Origin of the sequence: Pseudomonas sp. NA-150 (genome assembly GCF_044336365.1) — a bacterium.
Taxonomy (GTDB): Bacteria; Pseudomonadota; Gammaproteobacteria; order Pseudomonadales; family Pseudomonadaceae; genus Aquipseudomonas.
Window position 1 is genome coordinate 6255879 of record NZ_CP172305.1, and the last position, 20914, is coordinate 6276792.

Below are 20914 nucleotides of genomic sequence, written 5' to 3' on the forward strand. Positions count from 1 at the left end.
GTGAATTTGGGTTAACAAATCGTCGTTAAACACTGAATCGCAAACAAAAACGACCCTCAAATCGGGTCGTTTTCGTCACTCAATCAGCTCACCTTTTATGCCGCGTCCTTGAACTCCTGATTGGCTGTTTCAAAACGCGTCACCATACCCGCCGACGGACCTTTACCCGTCAGGCTGAAAATCACGATAGCCAGACTGGCGAAAATAAAGCCGGGAATGATTTCGTACAGGCCGAACAGGTTGAGCTGCTTCCAGACGATCACGGTGATCGCGCCGACCAGAATACCGGCCAGTGCGCCGTTACGTGTCATGCCCTTCCACAGCACCGAGATCAGTACCACGGGTCCGAAGGCTGCGCCGAAACCTGCCCAGGCATAGCTCACCAGACCCAACACGCGGTTGTCTGGGTTGGCGGCGAGAATAATGGCGATGACCGCGATCAACAGCACCATGGCCCGCCCGACCCAGACCAGCTCGACCTGCGAAGCACCCTTGCGCAGGAAGGCCTTGTAGAAGTCTTCGGTCAGCGCGCTGGAGCACACCAGTAACTGGCAGCTCAGCGTGCTCATCACTGCCGCCAGAATCGCCGACAGCAACACACCGGCAATCCACGGATTGAAGAGGATTTTCGCCAGTTCGATGAACACCCGCTCGTGGTTTTCGCTGACGGCGCCGGCGACATCCGGATGTGCCGAGAAGTAAGCGATGCCGAAGAAGCCGACCGCGACCGTGCCACCGAGGCACAGAATCATCCAGGCCATGGAGATGCGACGCGCCTTGGTAATCGACTTGACCGAATCCGCCGCCATGAACCGCGCCAGGATATGCGGCTGACCAAAATAGCCCAGCCCCCAACCCATCAAGGAAATCACACCGATAAAGGTGGTGCCCTTGAGCATGTCAAAGTTGCTCGGGTCCTTCGCTTCAATGGCCAGGAACGTGGTATCGACCCCACCAGTGGCCAGCAAGACGATGATCGGCGTCAGGATCAGGGCAAAAATCATCAACGTTGCCTGCACGGTATCGGTCCAGCTCACCGCCAGGAAACCGCCCACAAACGTGTAGGCAATCGTCGCCGCAGCTCCCGCCCACAGCGCCGTGCTGTAGGACATGCCAAAGGTGCTTTCGAACAGCCGCGCACCCGCAACGATGCCTGACGCACAGTAAATGGTGAAGAACACCAGAATCACGATGGCCGAGATAATGCGCAGCAAGCCGCTCTTGTCCTCAAAACGGCCGGTGAAGTAATCCGGCAAGGTCAGCGCATCCCCGTTATGTTCGGTCTGCACCCGCAGCCGCCCGGCGACGAACAGCCAGTTCAGATAAGCGCCGATGATCAGGCCGATGGCGATCCAGCTTTCCGACAGGCCTGACAGGTAGATGGCCCCCGGCAGGCCCATCAACAGCCAGCCACTCATGTCCGAGGCGCCCGCCGACAAGGCAGTCACCACGCTACCGAGGCTGCGGCCGCCGAGAATGTAGTCTGAAAGGTTGTTGGTGGAGCGATAGGCCATAAAGCCGATCAGTACCATTGCAGCGATGTAGATCACAAAGGTGATCAAGGTTGGATTACTGGCAGTCATTGAATTGCGCCCTGGCGTTTTTATAGGGCGCGGCTATCGAACAAGAGCGGAAACGATGGGAATCCCTTCACAAACATGAACTGCTAACCGCGCATTTGACTGACATTTCCCCAGGAAAAGGCCAGCTGTGAACCAAATGTTCAAGGTTGTACCTTGGTCGCGAATCCTAGTGAACAACACCCGAGCGGTGCAACCCATTTAGCGACAACCTGTTGCACCTTCGGAAATCTCCTACAGAATTCCGTTGTTTTTGCTTCTTTCGGGAGCAAAAAATATTTTTCTAATACACAAAGGCACCAGCGCAGAGCGCGGACAACTGGGCCTCTTGCCTGTTTACGACAGCAACAAAATATTTCCGGCATAAGCGGTTGCACCAGGTTGCACCCTACGAAAGGCGGGGCTACTCTGAGCGCCAGCGAACGCCACACCGTAGTGGGCGACAACGAGGACAAAACATGGCGACGACCACCCTGGGTGTCAAACTTGACGACCCAACCCGTGAGCGCTTGAAAGCCGCTGCACACTCCATCGACCGCACGCCACACTGGTTGATCAAGCAGGCGATTTTCAACTATCTGGAAAAGCTCGAGGGTGGTGCAACGCTGACGGAGTTGACCGGCCAAAACGCCAAGGATTCCGACGAAAACGTCGATGCGCCTTCGGAAGCGGCACATCAGAGCTTCCTCGATTTCGCCGAAAGCATCCTGCCGCAGTCGGTTTTGCGCGCTGGCGATCACTGCTGCCTACCGTCGCCCCGAACCAGAAGTGGTACCGATGCTGCTGGAGCAGGCTCGCCTGCCTGCCAGCATGGCGGAGGCCACCCACAAGCTTGCCTCGTCCATTGCTGAAAAACTGCGCAACCAGAAAAGCGCCAGCGGTCGCGCCGGTATAGTGCAAGGCCTGCTGCAGGAATTCTCGCTGTCTTCCCAGGAAGGCGTGGCGTTGATGTGCCTCGCCGAGGCGCTGTTGCGCATTCCGGACAAAGGTACCCGCGACGCGCTGATTCGCGACAAGATCAGCACCGGCAATTGGCATCCACACCTGGGCAACAGCCCGTCGCTGTTCGTCAACGCCGCCACCTGGGGCTTGCTGCTGACCGGCAAGCTGGTCGCCACCCACAACGAAACCGGCCTCACCTCGTCGCTGAGCCGCATCATCGGCAAGAGTGGCGAACCCATGATCCGCAAAGGCGTGGACATGGCCATGCGCCTGATGGGCGAGCAGTTCGTCACCGGTGAAACCATCGCCGAAGCCCTGGCCAACGCCAGCCGTTTTGAAGCCAAGGGCTTCCGCTATTCCTACGACATGCTCGGCGAAGCCGCCCTGACCGAGCACGACGCGCAGAAATACCTGGCGTCCTACGAGCAGGCGATTCATTCGATCGGCAAAGCTTCACATGGCCGTGGGATTTATGAAGGCCCGGGGATCTCGATCAAACTCTCCGCCTTGCACCCGCGCTACAGCCGCGCGCAGTACGAGCGGGTGATGGACGAGCTGTACCCGCGCCTGCTGTCGCTGACCCTGCTGGCCAAGCAGTACGACATCGGCCTCAACATCGACGCCGAAGAGGCCGACCGCCTGGAGCTGTCGCTGGATCTGCTGGAGCGCCTGTGCTTCGAACCCCAGCTGACCGGCTGGAACGGCATCGGCTTTGTGATTCAGGCCTACCAGAAGCGTTGCCCGTATGTGATCGACTACGTGATCGATCTGGCGCGCCGCAGCCGTCATCGTCTGATGATTCGACTGGTGAAAGGCGCGTACTGGGACAGCGAGATCAAGCGCGCCCAGGTTGAAGGGCTTGAGGGTTATCCGGTCTATACCCGCAAGGTCTACACCGACGTTTCCTACATCGCCTGTGCCCGCAAGCTGCTCTCGGTTCCGGAAGTCATCTATCCGCAGTTCGCCACCCACAACGCCCACACGCTGTCGGCGATTTACCACATCGCCGGCCAGAATTATTACCCCGGTCAGTACGAATTCCAGTGCCTCCATGGCATGGGCGAACCACTGTACGAACAGGTTGTGGGCAAAGTCGCCGACGGCAAGTTGAATCGACCGTGCCGCGTGTATGCACCGGTCGGCACCCACGAAACCCTGCTGGCGTATCTGGTGCGCCGCCTGCTGGAGAACGGTGCCAACACCTCGTTCGTCAACCGCATTGCCGACCAGTCCATTTCCATTCAGGAATTGGTGGCTGATCCAGTGAACAGCATCGAGAAGATGGCGACCCAGGAAGGCGGCTTTGGCTTGCCACATCCACGCATTCCGTTGCCGCGCGACCTGTACGGTCCGACGCGTGCCAACTCCAGCGGTATCGACCTGGCCAACGAACACCGCCTCGGCTCGCTGTCGTCGGCCTTGCTGGCCACGGCCCACAATGACTGGCGAGCCGCGCCGATGCTCGGTTGCCCGGTCAGTGCCGGCACCGCCACCCCGCTGCTGAATCCATCAGACGCGCGTGACGTGGTCGGCCACGTACAAGAAGCCAATCTGGACGACGTCGACAACGCCATCCAGTGCGCCCTGAATGCAGGCCCGATCTGGCAGGCCACACCGCCCGCCGAACGTGCGGCGATTCTGGAGCGCGCCGCCGATTTGATGGAAGGCGAAATCCAGCCATTGATGGGCCTGCTGGCCCGTGAAGCCGGCAAGACCTTCGCCAACGCCATCGCCGAAGTGCGCGAGGCGGTGGACTTCCTGCGCTATTACGCGGTGCAGGCCCGCAACGATTTCAGCAACGACGCCCACCGTCCGCTGGGTCCGGTGGTGTGTATCAGCCCGTGGAACTTCCCGCTGGCGATTTTCAGCGGTCAGGTCGCAGCCGCCTTGGCCGCCGGCAACCCGGTACTGGCCAAACCTGCGGAGCAAACCCCGCTGATCGCCGCACAAGCCGTGCGCTTGCTGCTGGAAGCCGGGATTCCGGAAGGCGTGGTGCAACTGCTGCCAGGTCGCGGTGAAACCGTCGGCGCGCGGCTGGTCGGTGATGATCGGGTCAAAGGCGTGATGTTCACCGGCTCCACCGAAGTCGCCCGTTTGCTACAACGCAACATTGCCGGGCGCCTGGACTCACAGGGTCGACCGATCCCGCTGATTGCCGAAACCGGTGGTCAGAACGCAATGATCGTCGACTCCTCGGCCCTCACCGAACAAGTGGTGATCGACGTTGTGTCGTCGGCGTTCGACAGCGCCGGCCAACGCTGCTCGGCCCTGCGCGTCCTGTGCTTGCAGGAAGATTCCGCCGACCGCGTAATCGACATGCTCAAAGGCGCCATGGCTGAATGCCGCCTCGGCAACCCGGAACGCCTGTCGGTAGACATCGGCCCGGTGATCGACGCTGAAGCCAAAGCCGGTATCGATAAACATATCCAGGCCATGCGCGACAAAGGCCGCACGGTGTACCAAGTCGCGATGGCCGACAGTGCGGAAATCAAGCGTGGCACCTACGTGATGCCCACCCTGATCGAGCTGGAGAGCTTTGACGAACTGCAACGGGAAATCTTCGGCCCGGTGCTGCACGTGGTGCGCTACAAGCGTAAAGACCTCGATCTGTTGATTGCGCAGATCAACGCCTCCGGTTATGGCCTGACGCTGGGCGTGCACACGCGCATCGACGAGACCATCGCCAAGGTCATCGACAACGTCAATGCCGGCAACGTCTACGTCAACCGCAACATCGTCGGAGCCGTGGTTGGCGTGCAGCCGTTCGGTGGTGAAGGCTTGTCGGGCACCGGCCCGAAAGCCGGTGGTCCGCTGTACCTCTATCGCTTGTTGTCGACTCGACCGCTGGATGCCATCGAGCAATCCTTCGCCCGCGGCGATGCCATCACTGCACCCGACACCCGGATGCGTGAAGCCATGAGCAAACCTCTGATGGCACTGAAAACCTGGGCCGCCAGCAATCAACAACCGGCTCTGGACGCCCTGTGCGACCAGTTCGCCCAGCAATCGCAAAGCGGCATCACCCGCCTGCTGACCGGCCCCACCGGCGAACGCAACAGCTACAGCATCCTGCCGAGGGAACACGTGCTGTGCCTGGCCGAAGCTGAATCGGACCTGCTGACCCAATTGGCCGCTGCCCTCGCCGTTGGCAGCAGTGCCGTATGGCCTGACAACGAACTGACCAAGCCGCTGCGCGCCCGCTTGCCGAAAGAAGTGCAGGCTCGCGTTCAGTTGGTCGCTGACTGGAACAAAGACGAAGTCGTCATCGACGCCGTCCTGCACCACGGCGATTCGGATCAGTTGCAAGCGGTCTGCCAGCAAATTGCAAAACGCGCGGGCGCCATCGTCGGGGTCCAAGGGCTCTCACACGGCGAAAGTAACATTGCGCTGGAGCGCCTGGTGATTGAACGCGCGCTGAGCGTGAACACTGCGGCGGCGGGGGGGAATGCGAGTTTGATGACGATTGGGTAAACCCGTCGCATTGATCACACAATAGCTGTAGGAGCTGGCTTGCCTGCGATCCGCTTGATGCGGTGTGCCGACCACACCGCCATCGCGGGCAAGCCCGCTCCTACATTCCCCGATCAAAATCCCCTACGTTTTACCCCTCCATCACCACCATCAATCTTGCTGTTCACCCCCGCCCCCTGCGGCCTAGACTCGGCTCATTCCAAAAAAGGTACGCCGCCATGTCCGAGACGCTGCTCAGTTCCCGCAATCTGGCTTTCGAGCTGTATGAAGTGTTAGACGCCGAAGCTCTGACCCAGCGCGAGCGTTTCGCCGATCACAACCGCGAAACCTTTGATGCGGCGATTGGCACGGCGCGGACCATTGCTGAAAAATATTTCGCTCCGCACAACCGCAAGGGTGACGAGAATGAGCCTCGCTACGAGAACGGCGCAGCGGTGCTGATTCCGGAAGTCAAACCGGCGGTGGATGCCTTTCTCGAAGCTGGCTTTCTCAATGCGGCGCGCAGTTTTGAAGCGGGCGGCATGCAACTGCCGACGCTGTTGTCGCAGGCCTGCTTTGCGCATTTTCAATCAGCCAACGCCGCGTCGACCTCGTACCCGTTCCTGACCATGGGTGCAGCCAACCTGATAGAAAGCTTTGGCACCGACGAGCAGAAACAGCGTTTCTTGCAGCCAATGATCGACGGGCGTTTCTTCGGCACCATGGCCCTCACCGAACCCCATGCAGGCTCGTCGCTGTCGGATATCCGAACCCGCGCCGAACCTGCAGCGGATGGCACTTATCGCCTGCGTGGCAACAAGATTTTCATCTCTGGCGGCGATCACCCGCTATCGGAAAATATCGTACACATGGTCCTCGCCAAGCTGCCGGACGCTCCGTCGGGCGTGAAGGGCATTTCGCTGTTTATCGTGCCCAAATTCCTGGTCAACGATGACGGCAGCCTGGGCGAGCGCAACGATGTGCTGCTGGCTGGTTTGTTCCACAAGATGGGCTGGCGCGGCACGACGTCCACCGCACTGAACTTCGGCGATAACGGCGAGTGCGTGGGTTATCTGGTGGGCAAGCCGCACCAGGGGTTGAGCTACATGTTCCAGATGATGAACGAGGCGCGGATCGGCGTCGGCATGGGCGCGGTGATGCTTGGCTATGCCGGTTATCTGTACTCGCTGGAATACGCCCGCGAACGTCCGCAAGGTCGTCTGCCAGACAGTAAAAATCCGGACACCGCGCCGGTATCGATCATTCAGCACGCCGACGTGAAGCGCATGCTGCTGACCCAAAAGGCCTACGTCGAAGGCGCGTTCGACCTCGGTCTGTACGCCGCACGCCTGTTTGACGACACCACCACCGGCGAGACCGAGGACGTCCGCAAGCAGGCCCACGAACTGCTGGATCTGCTGACGCCGATAGTCAAATCCTGGCCGTCTGAGTTCTGCCTCAAGGCCAACGAACTGGCGATCCAGATCCTCGGCGGCCACGGTTATACCCGCGAATACCCGGTTGAGCAGTACTACCGCGATAACCGCCTGAATCCGATCCACGAAGGCACCCACGGCATTCAATCGCTGGACTTGCTGGGGCGCAAGCTGGCGCAAAATGGCGGCGCCGGTCTCAAGCAATTGATCCGCCTGATCGCCGACACCGCCGAACGCGCCCAGGCTTACGACACCCTCACGCCGTTGCGCCAACCGCTGGAGCAATTGGTGTCGCGCCTGCAAGCCGTGACCATCGGTTTACTGACCGATCTGGCCCAAGGCAAGATCACTGAAAGCCTCGCCAACTCAGCGCTGTACCTCAAAGCGTTCGGCCACACCGTGATCGGCTGGCGCTGGCTGGAACAGGCGATTCGGGCCGAAGAAGGCTTGGCCAAGGGCAACGAAGCGGATGTCAGTTTCTATAAAGGCAAGCTGCAGGCTGCCAAGTACTTCCTGACGTGGGAAGTACCGGGCTGCCATCACGAACTGGCGATTCTAGAAGCCCGTGATGACACCTGCCTGTCGATGCAGGATGCGTGGTTTTAGCCTATCAACGGGAAGAAGCGGTCAACCAATGCCTGGGCATCCAGCCCAAGCATGGCGGCGTACTGCGCGCGGCTGAACAGCTCGCCAGTACGCAGATCGTAAAGACCACGCCCTGGAATCGGCCCGCCCACTTCGCGCATCTGCACTTTCATGAACCGATACGCCTCACCCGTGACCTCTTCGATGCTGTCTATATGGAAATAATGACCCGGTAAAAAAAGCGATTCGGCCTCCTCTGGCGTTTCCGAAAAAGGCGCAATCGGCGTTGCACTCAGGTAGCTTTCCTTGGGCAAGACAAACACTACCGAGGTGTCGTCGAAGGTGATCGGCGCGCTGATGTCGGCGGCCGACGAGCCTGCCTGACTGCTGGCGAATGCTCTGGCCATATAAGGGCTTTCAGTAAACGAAGCGATGTCGGTATTGACCAGTACATCGCCCACACGGATCCGCCCGCTGCGAAACACCTCGCCCGACGTATTTCGCTTGCCGCTGCCACCTCGATACAACTCGACATCGTTGTTGTACCCCACCACGTCGAGGTCATCGATCAGTCGCCTCAGGTCTCGAACAACCATCTCGGACTGGCGAACACCCGTTCGGAGAAACGTGTTAAAGGGCGCCTCCTCTTCGGTGTAGAACTGAACGACATCCCCCACATAGGTGCCTTCGCCATTTTTGAACACGCGATGCAGTGCGCCCCACTGGTCAAGGTGCGCCTTATTGCCATCGGAGTCGTAACCCACTACATCCGAGCCATCGAGTTCGAGAATGTTAATGATCTGTTGCTGACGCTCCAGGGCCTGCGCTGAATAACGTTGCTCTTCGGATAAGTGTTGCAGCATGAAGCGGTCCCAGAACTCCGACTTGACCGAGGAATAAGGTCTGGGCGTCGAGCCAGAAGCCTCCGGCAATGCGTCCATCGGTGCACCGCCACTCAGGCCCAGTGGCAGCGCTTGGGTCCATTGCCCTTGGGCATTTAGCTGTACCGGCCTGAGGCCATAGAAGGCGAAGGGATTTTGCGGGTCGATGATCACCCAGCTTTGCAGCCCTTCATTGAACAACACAGGCTGCGGCAGGTTGTCGAGCTTGATCCAGGTCTGGCCGTTCTCCAACCGGAACACGCCGCGATATCGTCCGTCAGTAGAAGGCGTCAACGCGTCAAGCGGCTCCGCCAACTCGATCAGCTCACTGGCACTCTGTCGCGCCTCAATACCTGACAGCACCACGCCCCCCTCAATGACGGTTGTGCATTTTGTCACAGGCCGCATGCTCGCCAGCAATGGCAGATTGCAAAACAGGTAAATGGCATTGAGGATCGCACCGAGCACGCCGGCCTGTCGCTGCGCGGCCGTCTTGCCATTGATCGCCTGATCGATGTTCAACCCTGTGTTGACCAGGCTTGCGCCGACCAGCGTCAGGGCAATCGGCCAACCCAGCGGCGCCATGCCGCCGAAGACCTGAATGAATGCACTCAGGTAGCCGATCCACATTTGCTTGCGCAGGTCGGTGTTAGACGTCAGCAATTGCGTCGCATCGTCGGCCATTTTCTGCCGGGCAATATCACGCAGATAAACGAAGGCATCGCCGGATATGGGCTCGCGATGCTGATTGAGCAAGTGACGCTCAACGCTCCAGTCCCGCGCGATCAATCGTCCGACGTCTCGCTCGAAGGCTGGACCATACTCACTGAGCTCAACCGACGAGCGCAGAAAATGCCCGATGAGCGTCGGACGAGTTGTCGCCCCCAGGAACTGACCTTTTACCCAGTCATACAAGACCTGTTCGCTATCGAATGCACGAAACGGCTGCTGTGCGTCGGGGATATAAAGCACCTGTTGGCCGTCGCTGCTGACGATGCGCAAGATGTCATGGGCGCGAACACCGCCCACATCTAATGTATGAACCGATAGATTGCGCGTAGCCGGCGTGGGCCCCAACAAGGCGCTGAGCGCTGGCACGGCTCGCGGGCGATTGGTCACCACGGCCGAGACCCGCTCGAAGTCCGCTGACAATAGCTGCCCACGACGTAGGCATTCACCTGCAGCCGCCAGAAAGCGCGCCTTCGCCAACACGTAGAAGTTTTCGTTGTGAGCCGCCCAGAAGCACTCCAGGGTGCGGGTGTACGCAGCGCTGAAGTCCAGCGCCCAGAAATCCCGCAACACATCCTGCGGCAGCATCGGCACTTCGTTGGTTTCGTCAAAAAACTGGTGATCCGGACCGTCGGTGTAGAAACCGCCGTACAGCGACAGCTCGTCACTGGCCAGCTGGTCGTGTGCATTGAAGCGATGCATTAGCAGTTCGATCAGGGTCATCGACTCGACTGGCTTACTGCTGTGCTGCCAACCCGTGAAGGTGCGCGGGCTACTGTTGGCCGTTGCAAAGCGGTGCCAAAAGACCTTTTGAGGGTTGAGGTTCAGACGGGTGTGCTGGCGGATGATCTTTTCCGCTGCCGCGTGCGCCAGGTTGTGCAGGTCGGGGTAGTCGACAACAAACTGGCGAGCACGCTCGCGCAATTGCTGTTGATCGGACTTAGGTGCCTGAATGATTGCAGAAGACATGGCTTCTTCCTGATTGAGAGAGAAGCCATGTACGTGATCAGGTTGCTGAATAGCGGGTGGGTTACATGCTTATCGTGATCACAGCCAGACCGCCTGTTTTAACTGACTGGCGAGTGGTTGCCCACTGGAAAGAACAGGTCGACCAGTGGCCTGGCTTCTGCACCCAGCATCGTCGCGTATTGCTCGCGATTAAAGGGTTCACCAGTACGCATGTCATAAAGCCCACGCCCAGGCTGGGCTTTATCGACTTCCCTCAACTGCACTTTGATCAGACGGTAGCTGTCGCCGACCACTTCCTCGATGCTGTCGATCTGGAAATAGTGCCCCGGCAGAAACAGCGATTCCGCTTCTGAGCTGCTGCCTGAAAAAGGCGCGATGGGTGTCGCATGTAGATAGGCTTTCTGTGGCAGTTCAAACATCACAGACGTGTCATCGAAGGTGATCACCCCGTTGAAATTGGAGGATGCTTCTCCAGCCTGACTGCTGGCAAACACCCGCACCATGTAGGGGTTTTCGCTAAACGACGTGATATCGGTATTGACCAGAATATCGCCGACCATGATTTGACTGCCGCGAAACATCAGCCCGGAAGTGCCTCGTGCACCACACCCGCCTCGATACAACGTGACGTCGTTGTTAAAACCAACCTGCCCCAAGTCATCGATCAACTCATCAATCATACCGAGTTGATTGGAAACGCCGTGCTGACCTGTTCGCAGGAAGCGATTGAAGACACTGTCCTGCATCGTGTAGCTGGTGATGCAATTGCCGGAATAGTCGCCGTCGGCGGTCAGAAAAACCCGATGTTCATTACCGTCTGGATCGGTATAGACGCCGAGGTCCTCGTCTACTTCGCCATCGGACTCCACCTCCGGCACATTGATCACGTCTTTCTGCCGCTCCAGCCCAACTTCGGACAAACGCTCCTCGTCCTGCAAATTGAATTGCGTGTAGGTGTCCCAGAACGTCGACCTTACCGTTGCGTAGGGCTTGCCCGACGCTGCCAGCCCAGACGAAGGACCGGCAATTTCCTCCATCGGAGTGCCGCCCTGCAGGTTCGGCTTCACCACCCGTTCCCACTGCCCCTGAGCGTTCAGACGAACCGGTTTGGCGCCAGAAAACGCGAACGGATTCTCGGGGTCGACAATGACCCAGCATTGCCATTCCTCGCGGTACAGCACGCGATAAGGCAGGTCATTCAGGCTGATCCAGGTCTCACCGTTGGCCAGCACATGAATGCCTTGCATGTGACCGCTCGCCGGCGTCGCATCCGGCAGAACCTCGTTACCTTCGAATCCTTCCAGTGATGGATTGGCCTCACCGCCCAGCTCTTCACCCAGCGTCCCGGCACCGGCGGCTTTGCCAATTCCGGCGAGCATTGGCAGGTTGAACACAATAAAGATCGAATTGAACACCGCGCCGATCACCCCCGCCTTACGCTGCCGGGCAGTCGCGGCGTTGATTGCTTGATCAATGTTCAGCCCGACATTGGCGATTCCGGCACCAATCAGGGTCAACGCCACCGGCCATCCCAGCGGCGCCAACCCGCCGAACGCACTGACGAACGCATTCAGGTAGCCGATCCACATCTGCTTGCGCAGGCTGGCGTTGGACGTGAGTAACGCGTGTGCATCGCTTGCCATCTCGCGTCGAGCGATATCGCGCAAGTAGCTGAACGCGTCACCTTCGATGATCCGGTCCGTCTGGTTGACGTGTTCTTGCCCGTCTTGCCAAGGGTGGGCGAGGATCTGCTCCAGGTGCTGATCAAAAGCCGCAGCGTCGTGTTGCCGGGCAGTGGTCGAGCGCAGAAAAAACGATTTGAAGGCGGTCTTCGATACATCACGCCGCAGGTGGTTTTGAACCCACTCATACACCTCACGTTCACTGTCGAAGGCCGAGAACGCCGGGCTCTCGCCAGGCACATAAAACAGCTGCCGACCTTTTGCATCGAGTACACGAATGATCTCGCAGGAGACATAGCCACCGATATCAAAGGTCCGCAAGGTGCTGCCGGACGATGACGAGACAGGGGCTTGCAGCGCAGCCAACGTCATGACCGGTTGCAGTGTGCCAAGCACCGCCTCAGTCACCGTTTTGAAATCCTTGGCGCTCAGACTGCCGCTATGCAGCTCACTGCCGGCGGCGGCGAGGAAGCGAGCTTTGGCCAGCGTGCAGAAGGTCTCGCTATGAGCAGCCCAAAACGCTTCCATTTTCCTGGTGAAGGCCGCACTGAAATCCAGCGCCCAAAAATCGTTCTGTACGTCTTGCGGCAATATGGCGACTTCGTTGCGCTCATCGAATGCATCGTGCTGCGGACCGTCGGTATAAAAGCCGCTGTAGAGCTGAAGCTCATCCACCGCGTCTTGATCGCGCGCATTGAATCGATGCATCACCAGTTCAATGAGGGTCATGGATTCGGCAGGGGTGCCGTAGTGCCGCCAACCGGTGAACGTCCTGGCGCTGCTCACCGCATTACGAAAGCGATGCCAATACACAGTGTCCGGGTCCAGGCGCTTGCCTGTGTACTTCAACAAAAGCTGGCGCGCGGCGGCATAGGCCATGCCGTGCACGTCCGGGTAATCGTCGATGAACTGACGCGCTCGTTCTTTCAGTCGAAACTCGTCGCTCTTGGGCGCGGCGACAGTAGAGGGCTGGTTGATGACAGGTGATTGCATAACGTTCTCGTCTTGATAGAAGGAAGTCATGCACGTGAGCAGATGGGGAAAAGTGAACGGTGGTAGATGCGTATGGATGCAGTTGCAATGCACAAGGGACGACATTACGAGACAAAGCTTTGGCCGTCGGCCAATTCAACAGGTTAGAATCCCTTGGCACGCTGACTGCATGGGCAGTTTGCTTCCGCTGTTTCTTTCGTCACCGCTTTGCCTGGAGTACCGCCCTTGGATTCAATAACCATCAACAGCCTGTTCTTGATCGGCGCGTTGCTGGTGAGTGCAAGTATTCTGGTCAGCTCCCTTTCTTCACGTCTCGGCATCCCGATTCTGGTCATCATCCTCGCGGTCGGCATGACCGCGGGTGTCGACGGTGGCGGTATCATTTTCGACAACTACCCCGTGGCCTATCTGGTCGGTAACCTCGCGTTGGCAGTGATTCTGCTTGATGGTGGTTTGCGCACGCGGGTGGCCAGCTTCCGGGTGGCGTTGTGGCCAGCGCTGTCACTGGCCACGGTCGGGGTGATGATTACCACCGGCCTTACGGGTCTGGTCGCGGCCTGGTTGTTTGACCTGAATATCATTCAAGGCCTGCTGATCGGCGCCATCGTCGGCTCCACGGACGCGGCGGCGGTGTTCTCGCTGTTGGGCGGCAAAGGCCTGAACGAACGGGTGACCGCCAGCCTGGAAATCGAATCCGGCAGTAACGATCCCATGGCCGTATTCCTGACCGTCACGCTGATCGACATGTTGGTCAAGGGCGAATCGGGTCTGCACTGGAGCTTGCTCGGGCATCTGATTCAAGAGTTCGGCATTGGCGCAATCATCGGTCTGGCCGGCGGCTGGCTGATGCTGCAACTGGTCAACCGAATCAATCTGGCCAACGGCTTGTATCCGATTCTGGTGGTGGCCGGCGGATTGGTGGTGTTCTCCCTGACCAACGCCGCGCACGGCAGTGGCTTCCTCGCGGTATACCTGTGTGGCCTGGTGCTGGGCAACCAGCCGATCCGCAGCCGACACGGCATCCTGCATATGCTCGACGGCATGGCCTGGCTGGCGCAGATCGGCATGTTCCTGGTACTGGGTCTGTTGGTCACTCCTCACGATTTGCTGCCGATTGCCCTGCCAGCACTGGGCCTCGCGCTTTGGATGATTCTGTTTGCCCGTCCAATCTCGGTACTGGCCGGGCTGCTGCCGTTCAAGGCGTTTCACGGTCGGGAAAAAGCGTTTATCGCCTGGGTTGGCCTGCGCGGTGCGGTCCCGATCATTCTGGCGGTGTTCCCGTTGATGGCCGGGCTGCCCAACGCACAGCTGTATTTCAACCTCGCGTTCTTTATCGTGCTGGTGTCATTGCTGGTGCAGGGCACAAGCCTGCCGTGGGTCGCCAAACTGCTGAAGGTCACGGTACCTCCCGAACCGGCGCCGATCTCTCGCTCCGCGCTGGAAGTGCATGTCACCAGTGAGTGGGAGATGTTCGTGTATCGCCTTGGCGCGGAAAAGTGGTGCATCGGCGCAGCCCTTCGCGAGCTGAAAATGCCGGAAGGAACCCGTATTGCGGCCCTGTTTCGTGGCCAGCAACTGCTCCATCCGTCGGGTAGTACGACCCTCGAAGTCGACGATTTACTGTGCGTTATCGGCCATGAACATAACCTTTCAGCACTCGGCAAGCTGTTCAGCCAGGCGCCGCAACGGGGTATGGATCTGCGTTTCTTTGGTGACTTTGTACTTGAGGGAGACGCTCAGCTCGGGGCTGTCGCGGCATTGTACGGTTTGAAACTCGACGGTCTGGATTCGAATATGCCGCTCAGTCAGTTCATTGTTCAGAAGAATCGTGGCGAACCCGTTGTCGGCGACCAGATCGAATGGAACGGCACTATTTGGACCGTTGCCGTCATGGACGGGAACAAGATCCTCAAAGTGGGCGTCAAATTCCCCGAAGGGAGCCGCCCAGGTCCTGGGTTGTTCCTCTAAACTCCCTCTCTCTTCGATTAATTCGATCGGTAATTATGCTCACGCTGCGTACCCTTTTTGCTTCTGCCCTGCTGGGGCTCTGCCTCTCATTCGTCCCGGTGCACGCCGCCGAGCCGCCCACCAGCAAAGCCGTGCAGCAAAGTCTGACCAAGATTGCCGATCGGAAGCTAAATGACGCCGATCAAAAATCCTTGCAACAGGTGCTCGAGCAGACGCTGACGTTCCTCGCGAGCCAGGCTGACAGCGACAAGCGCCTGGAGGCGCTCAAGCAGCAGTTGAATCAGGCGCCACGGCAGATCATCGACAACCAGCGCGAACTGGTGCGCCTCAAGGCCAGCAAGGTCGTACCGATTGCCCAGCGCTATGCCAACCTCGACGTGCCGCAGCTTGAGCAACTGCTGACTGATCGCAGCACGCAGCAGGCGGAACTGCAAAAAGCCCTGAACGACGCCAATACCCTGACGGTCACTGCCCAGACTCGACCAGAGCGTGCCCAGGCCGAGATCAGCGCCAATCAAACCCGCACCCAACAGATCAATAACTCGCTGAAAGCCGGCAAGGACAGCGGCAAGTCCATCAGCCCCGAGCTGCGTGATCAGTTTAATGCCGAACTGGCTTCACTCAATTCCCTGACCCTGCTGCGGCGTCAGGAGTTGGCCGGCAACAGCCTGCTGCAAGACTTCGGCAACAGCCAGCATGACCTGCTCACTGATCGCGTCAGCCGGCAAGAGCAAGAAATTCAGGACCTGCAAACCCTGATCAATGACAAGCGCCGTGCACAGTCGCAGCAAACCGTCACCCAGCTGTCCATCGAAGCCCAGAAAACCGGCGGCAGCAGCCTGCTGGCCACCGAAAGCGCGGCCAACCTCAAGCTGTCGGACTACCTGCTGCGCGGCACCGACCGCCTCAACGACCTGACCCAGCAGAACCTCAAGACCAAGCAGCAACTGGACAGTCTGACGCAAACCAACCAGGCGCTGGACGAGCAAATCAACGTGTTGCGCGGCAGCCTGTTGCTGTCGAAGATCCTCTACAAGCAGAAACAGGCCCTGCCGCACCTGACTCTGGACAGTGGCCTCGCCGACGAAATCGCTGACATCCGCCTGTACCAATTCGAGGTCAACCAACAGCGCGAGCTGATGAGCAGCCCAAGCACGTATGTCGATAAACTGCTCGCCGCGCAGCCTCCGGATGACGTGACACCGGGCCTGCGCAAAACCCTGCTTGATCTGGCGGTGACCCGTACTGACTTGTTGGAGCGCCTGAATCGCGAGCTGAGTGCGCTGCTCAACGAATCCATCACCCTGCAACTGAACCAGAAGCAACTGGTCAGCACCGCCACCGGCCTGCGCGCGACCCTCGACGAGCAGATGTTCTGGATCCCCAGCAACAAACCGCTGGATCTGGACTGGATGCAAAGCATTCCGCCGAGGCTGGTCAAACAAGTCACCACCTTGCCGTGGGCATCCAGTGTCAGCGAGCTGACCGATGGCCTGACCCAACGTCCGCTGCTGTTCCTGCCCCTGCTGGTGCTGATCGGGGCACTGGTGTGGAAGCGTAAATCGCTTTACAGCAAGCTGAACAGGCTGCACGCCGATGTCGGCCATTTCAAACGCGACAACCAGTGGAATACGCCACTGGCGATTCTGCTCAATATCCTGCTCGCGGTGCCGCCGGCCCTTGGCCTGGCACTGTGTGGCTTTGCCCTGCAGATCGACGCCCGTGGGCAGAACGCCAGTCTCGGTTCAGCCCTGCTGCAAATCGCCCTCGCCTGGCTGGTGTTCTATACCGCCTACCGGATACTCGCGCCGGCTGGCGTTGCACAACTGCACTTCCGCTGGGAAAAGGCGCAAGTCGAATTCCTTCGTGGCTGGGTTCGTCGCCTGGGTTTGGTGGTGTTGGCATTGGTGGCTATCGTGGCAGTCGCCGAACACCAACCTGCGGCACTGGCCGACGACGTGCTCGGCATCGCCGTGGTGCTGACGTGTTATGCGCTGATGACCTGGCTGTTGAGCCGACTGCTGATCAGAAGCCCGACCCACCGCAGCGCTTCACTGTTCCGCAAAACCATTGGCGTGCTCTTCACCGCGCTGCCCATCGCGTTGTTCCTTGCGGTCTGCTTCGGCTATTACTACACCGCGCTGAAACTCAGTGACCGACTGATCAACACCCTGTACCTGATGATGTTGTGGATCGTCATCGAAGCTGCCTTCGTCCGCGGCCTGGGTGTGGCCGCACGGCGCCTGGCTTACCATCGCGCCCACAGCAAGCGCATGGCCGCACGGGACAATGCCGACGGTGAAGCGGTTGAAGAGCCGACGCTGGATATCGAACAGGTCAACGATCAATCGCTGCGCCTGATTCGCCTCGCGTTACTGGCTGGCTTCATCGGCGCGCTGTACTGGGTGTGGTCCGACTTGATCTCGGTGTTCTCATACCTCGACAACATCACGCTCTACGAATACACCAGCGGCACCGGCGCCACCATGAGCATGGTGCCAATCAGCCTCGGCGACATGATTGGTGCGCTGATCATCATATGTATCACCTTCGTCCTCGCCGGCAACTTGCCGGGGCTCTTGGAAGTGTTGGTGTTGTCACGGCTGAATCTGGCCCAGGGCAGCGCTTATGCCACCACCACGCTGCTGTCGTACGCCATCGCCGGTATCGGCTTCGTCTCGACCCTGTCGGCGCTGGGCGTAAGCTGGGACAAGCTGCAATGGCTGGTGGCGGCGCTGTCGGTCGGCCTCGGTTTCGGCATGCAGGAGATCTTCGCCAACTTCATCTCGGGCATCATGATTCTGTTCGAACGCCCAGTGCGGATCGGCGACACCATCACCATCGGCAACCTGTCGGGCACCGTGAGCAAGATCCGCATCCGCGCCACGACCATCACTGACTTTGATCGCAAGGACATCATCGTCCCGAACAAAACCTTCATCACCGGGCAGTTGATCAACTGGTCGCTGACCGACACGGTGACTCGCGTCACCCTGAAACTGGGGGTTGGCTACGGTTCGGATCTGGATTTGGTGCGCACCCTGCTGCTCAAGGCCGCCAATGACAACCCGCGCGTACTCAAGGACCCGGAGCCGCACGTCTATTTCCTGAACTTCGGTGAAAGTACTCTCGATCACGAACTGCGCATGCACGTGCGTGACCTCGGTGACCGCAACCCGGCCGTCGACGAAATCAACCGCTTCATCGACCGTGAGTTCAAGGCCAACGCCATCAGCATCGCGTTCCGCCAACTGGAGGTACATGTGAAAAACCTTCAGGGTCAGGACTACACCTTGCTGCCGGGCGGCGAATCAGAAAAACCGGGGCGCCCCATGCCCGTTGCCAAGGATGCGCCCGAGCCACCGGATATCAGACTCGACTGATACCGCTAATCCCAGCAGAATGCTCGGACATTCTGCTGGAGATGGCCCTTGAAAGCCCTCGACGAACTGACCTTCGACAATCGCTTCGCCCGCCTGGGCGATGCGTTCTCAACCTCGGTCCTGCCCGAGCCCATCGCTGATCCGCGCCTTGTGGTAGCCAGCACCGCCGCCATGGCCCTGCTCGATCTCGATCCGGCGCAGGCCGAGCTGCCGGTGTTCGCCGAAATCTTTAGTGGCCACAAACTCTGGGCCAGCGCCGATGCGCGGGCGATGGTGTACTCCGGTCATCAATTCGGCTCCTATAACCCTCGTCTTGGTGATGGCCGTGGCCTGCTGCTCGGCGAGGTCTACAACGACGCCGGCGAGCATTGGGACCTGCACCTCAAAGGCGCTGGGCAAACGCCTTACTCGCGCATGGGTGATGGTCGTGCCGTGTTGCGTTCGTCAATCCGCGAATTCCTCGCCTCGGAAGCCCTGTATGCACTGGGTATCCCGAGCAGCCGCGCGCTGTGTGTAGTGGGCTCGAGTACGCCGGTATGGCGCGAGAAACAGGAATGCGCAGCGATGGTCATGCGCCTGGCGCCAAGCCATATCCGCTTCGGCAGTTTCGAATATTTTTTCTACACCAAGCAGCCGGACCAGCTGAAGATCCTCGGTGAGCACGTGCTGGCCATGCACTTCCCCGAATGCCTGGAGCAACCGGAGCCGTATCTGGCGATGTTCCGCGAGATCGTCGAGCGCAATGCCGAACTGATCGCCAAATGGCAGGCCTATGGCTTTTGTCATGGCGTGATGAACACCGACAACATGTCGATCCTCGGCATCACCTTCGACTTTGGCCCCTTTGCCTTCCTCGACGATTTCGATCAGAACTTCATCTGCAACCATTCCGATCACGAAGGGCGTTACTCCTTCAGCAACCAAGTGCCGATCGCCCAATGGAACCTCAGCGCTCTCGCTCAGGCCCTGACGCCGTTCATCAGCGTCGAAGCCTTGCGTGAAGCCATCGGCCTGTTCCTGCCGCTGTATCAGACCCATTACCTGGACCTGATGCGCCGCCGCCTGGGCCTGACCAGTGCCGAGGACGACGATGCGGGGCTTATCGAGCGCCTGCTCAAGCTGATGCAAAACAGCGGCGTCGATTACACCCTGTTCTTCCGCCGCCTGGGCGACGAACCCGCAGCGTTTTCCTGCAGCCGCCTGCGCGACGACTTCGTCGACATCAAAGGCTTCGACGCCTGGGCCGCCGATTATCAAGCGCGCATCGCCCGGGAAGACAACGGCACCGAGGATCAGCGCCGCACGCGTATGCACGCGGTCAATCCGCTGTACATCCTGCGTAACTACCTGGCGCAAAAAGCCATTGATGCTGCCGAAGACGGCAACTACGAAGAAGTGCGTCGGCTGCATACGGTCTTGAGCAATCCGTTCGAGGAACAACCCGGCATGGCTAGCTACGCGGAACGGCCGCCGGAGTGGGGGAAGCATCTGGAGATAAGTTGTTCGTCTTAGGTTCTGCTGCGGGGGTGGACTCGTCGGACTCTTCGGTTTTCTTTTCTGGCTTACGGGTCTTGGCGATGATATCGACGAGGGTGAGGAAGTCGTCCTCTTCGGGCTTTTCGTCGCCGCTTAGTGCGTCGTCGAGCCACGCTTGGAGTTTGGCCTCGTAGTCTTCGGGATATTGGGCTTGTTCGATCAGCGGCAGCGATCGGTAGTGGGCTAGGACTTCGGTGAAGTAGTTGGGGGTTTTGCCGCCGGTGGCGCCTTCCACCCAAGAGTCGGATATCGTTTTCGAACGCCATTGCTGTTCTATCTCTCGAGAAGCCCCCCACGCAGCTCGCCGCTCATTGACGGTATATGGACCACCTTCGTCGTAAACAATGGCTGTGAGCTGCTCTCGGGATAACCCGGCAAAAGGATTCTCCCCGGTATAATCGCCTGCAAATTTTTTGGTAAGGAAGTCAGTGGCCTTTTTGGCTCGCTCCAATAGCTCAGGATCGCTTGTATCGGGCACTTCTCGATTGTGTTTGGCCTTATTCGCCTGATACAAGTCGCCGATTAAAATACCTTTAACCCTCTTCGCAAACTCACCTAGCTCGTTGCGACTCATGCTGTTATCTCGATGATCCGCACGCACGGCGCTTTCGCTAAGCTGACGGGAGAGCGTGGATAACTTCGTAGCGTTCCCGGCCGCGGGCATTTGTTTTTCGGATTCAATTTTTTTTATTATGACGGGTTTCACTTTAGTTAAAACAATTGCATCTGACGCCCCGATCATTGATGTTAACGGCACATTTACCATTTTCTTTCCCCCTA

General features: G+C 59.1%; 8 protein-coding genes and 1 pseudogene. 5 read left to right on the forward strand and 4 right to left on the reverse strand.

The window, feature by feature from the left end:
- Positions 1-95: 95 nt before the first annotated feature.
- On the reverse strand, positions 96-1583 hold the full coding sequence (putP, locus tag ACF0H7_RS29185; protein WP_397450263.1) for a sodium/proline symporter PutP: 1488 nt from the start codon (positions 1581-1583) through the stop codon (positions 96-98).
- 455 nt (positions 1584-2038) lie between these two features.
- On the opposite strand from putP, the pseudogene putA reads away from it, so the two are divergent.
- Positions 2039-5993: pseudogene (putA, locus tag ACF0H7_RS29190) on the forward strand (trifunctional transcriptional regulator/proline dehydrogenase/L-glutamate gamma-semialdehyde dehydrogenase).
- A gap of 218 nt (positions 5994-6211) precedes the next feature.
- Positions 6212-8014, forward strand: a complete 1803-nt coding sequence (locus tag ACF0H7_RS29195) for an acyl-CoA dehydrogenase (protein WP_397450264.1) — start codon at positions 6212-6214, stop codon at positions 8012-8014.
- Here the strand turns inward: ACF0H7_RS29195 and ACF0H7_RS29200 are convergent.
- Together ACF0H7_RS29200 and ACF0H7_RS29205 are read right to left on the reverse strand one after the other, a co-directional pair.
- Positions 8011-10572, reverse strand: a complete 2562-nt coding sequence (locus ACF0H7_RS29200; RefSeq protein WP_397450265.1) for a dermonecrotic toxin domain-containing protein — start codon at positions 10570-10572, stop codon at positions 8011-8013. The two genes, ACF0H7_RS29195 and ACF0H7_RS29200, sit on opposite strands and share 4 nt — an antisense overlap.
- Positions 10573-10670: 98 nt before the next feature.
- Positions 10671-13247 (reverse strand): dermonecrotic toxin domain-containing protein, encoded by a 2577-nt coding sequence (locus ACF0H7_RS29205; RefSeq protein WP_397450266.1) that lies wholly within the window; start codon positions 13245-13247, stop codon positions 10671-10673.
- Positions 13248-13472: 225 nt separating this feature from the next.
- Here ACF0H7_RS29205 and ACF0H7_RS29210 point away from each other — a divergent pair, with 225 nt between their 5' ends.
- The 3 genes from ACF0H7_RS29210 to selO are packed head-to-tail and all read left to right on the forward strand — an operon-like array spanning position 13473 to position 20110.
- Positions 13473-15215 carry a potassium/proton antiporter gene (locus ACF0H7_RS29210; protein WP_397450267.1) on the forward strand — a complete coding sequence of 581 codons (1743 nt, stop codon included), beginning with the start codon at positions 13473-13475 and terminating at the stop codon, positions 15213-15215.
- A 35-nt stretch (positions 15216-15250) separates the two neighbouring features.
- Complete coding sequence (gene mscK, locus ACF0H7_RS29215; RefSeq protein ID WP_397450268.1) at positions 15251-18598, forward strand: mechanosensitive channel MscK; 3348 nt, start codon at positions 15251-15253, stop codon at positions 18596-18598.
- Between the two features lie 48 nt (positions 18599-18646).
- Positions 18647-20110, forward strand: coding sequence for a protein adenylyltransferase SelO (selO, locus tag ACF0H7_RS29220; protein ID WP_397450269.1), 1464 nt, complete (start codon positions 18647-18649; stop codon positions 20108-20110).
- Here the strand turns inward: selO and ACF0H7_RS29225 are convergent.
- A complete protein-coding gene (locus ACF0H7_RS29225; RefSeq protein WP_397450270.1) occupies positions 20049-20900 on the reverse strand; it encodes a hypothetical protein in 852 nt (283 codons plus the stop codon). The genes selO and ACF0H7_RS29225 overlap by 62 nt on opposite strands.
- Positions 20901-20914: the final 14 nt, after the last annotated feature.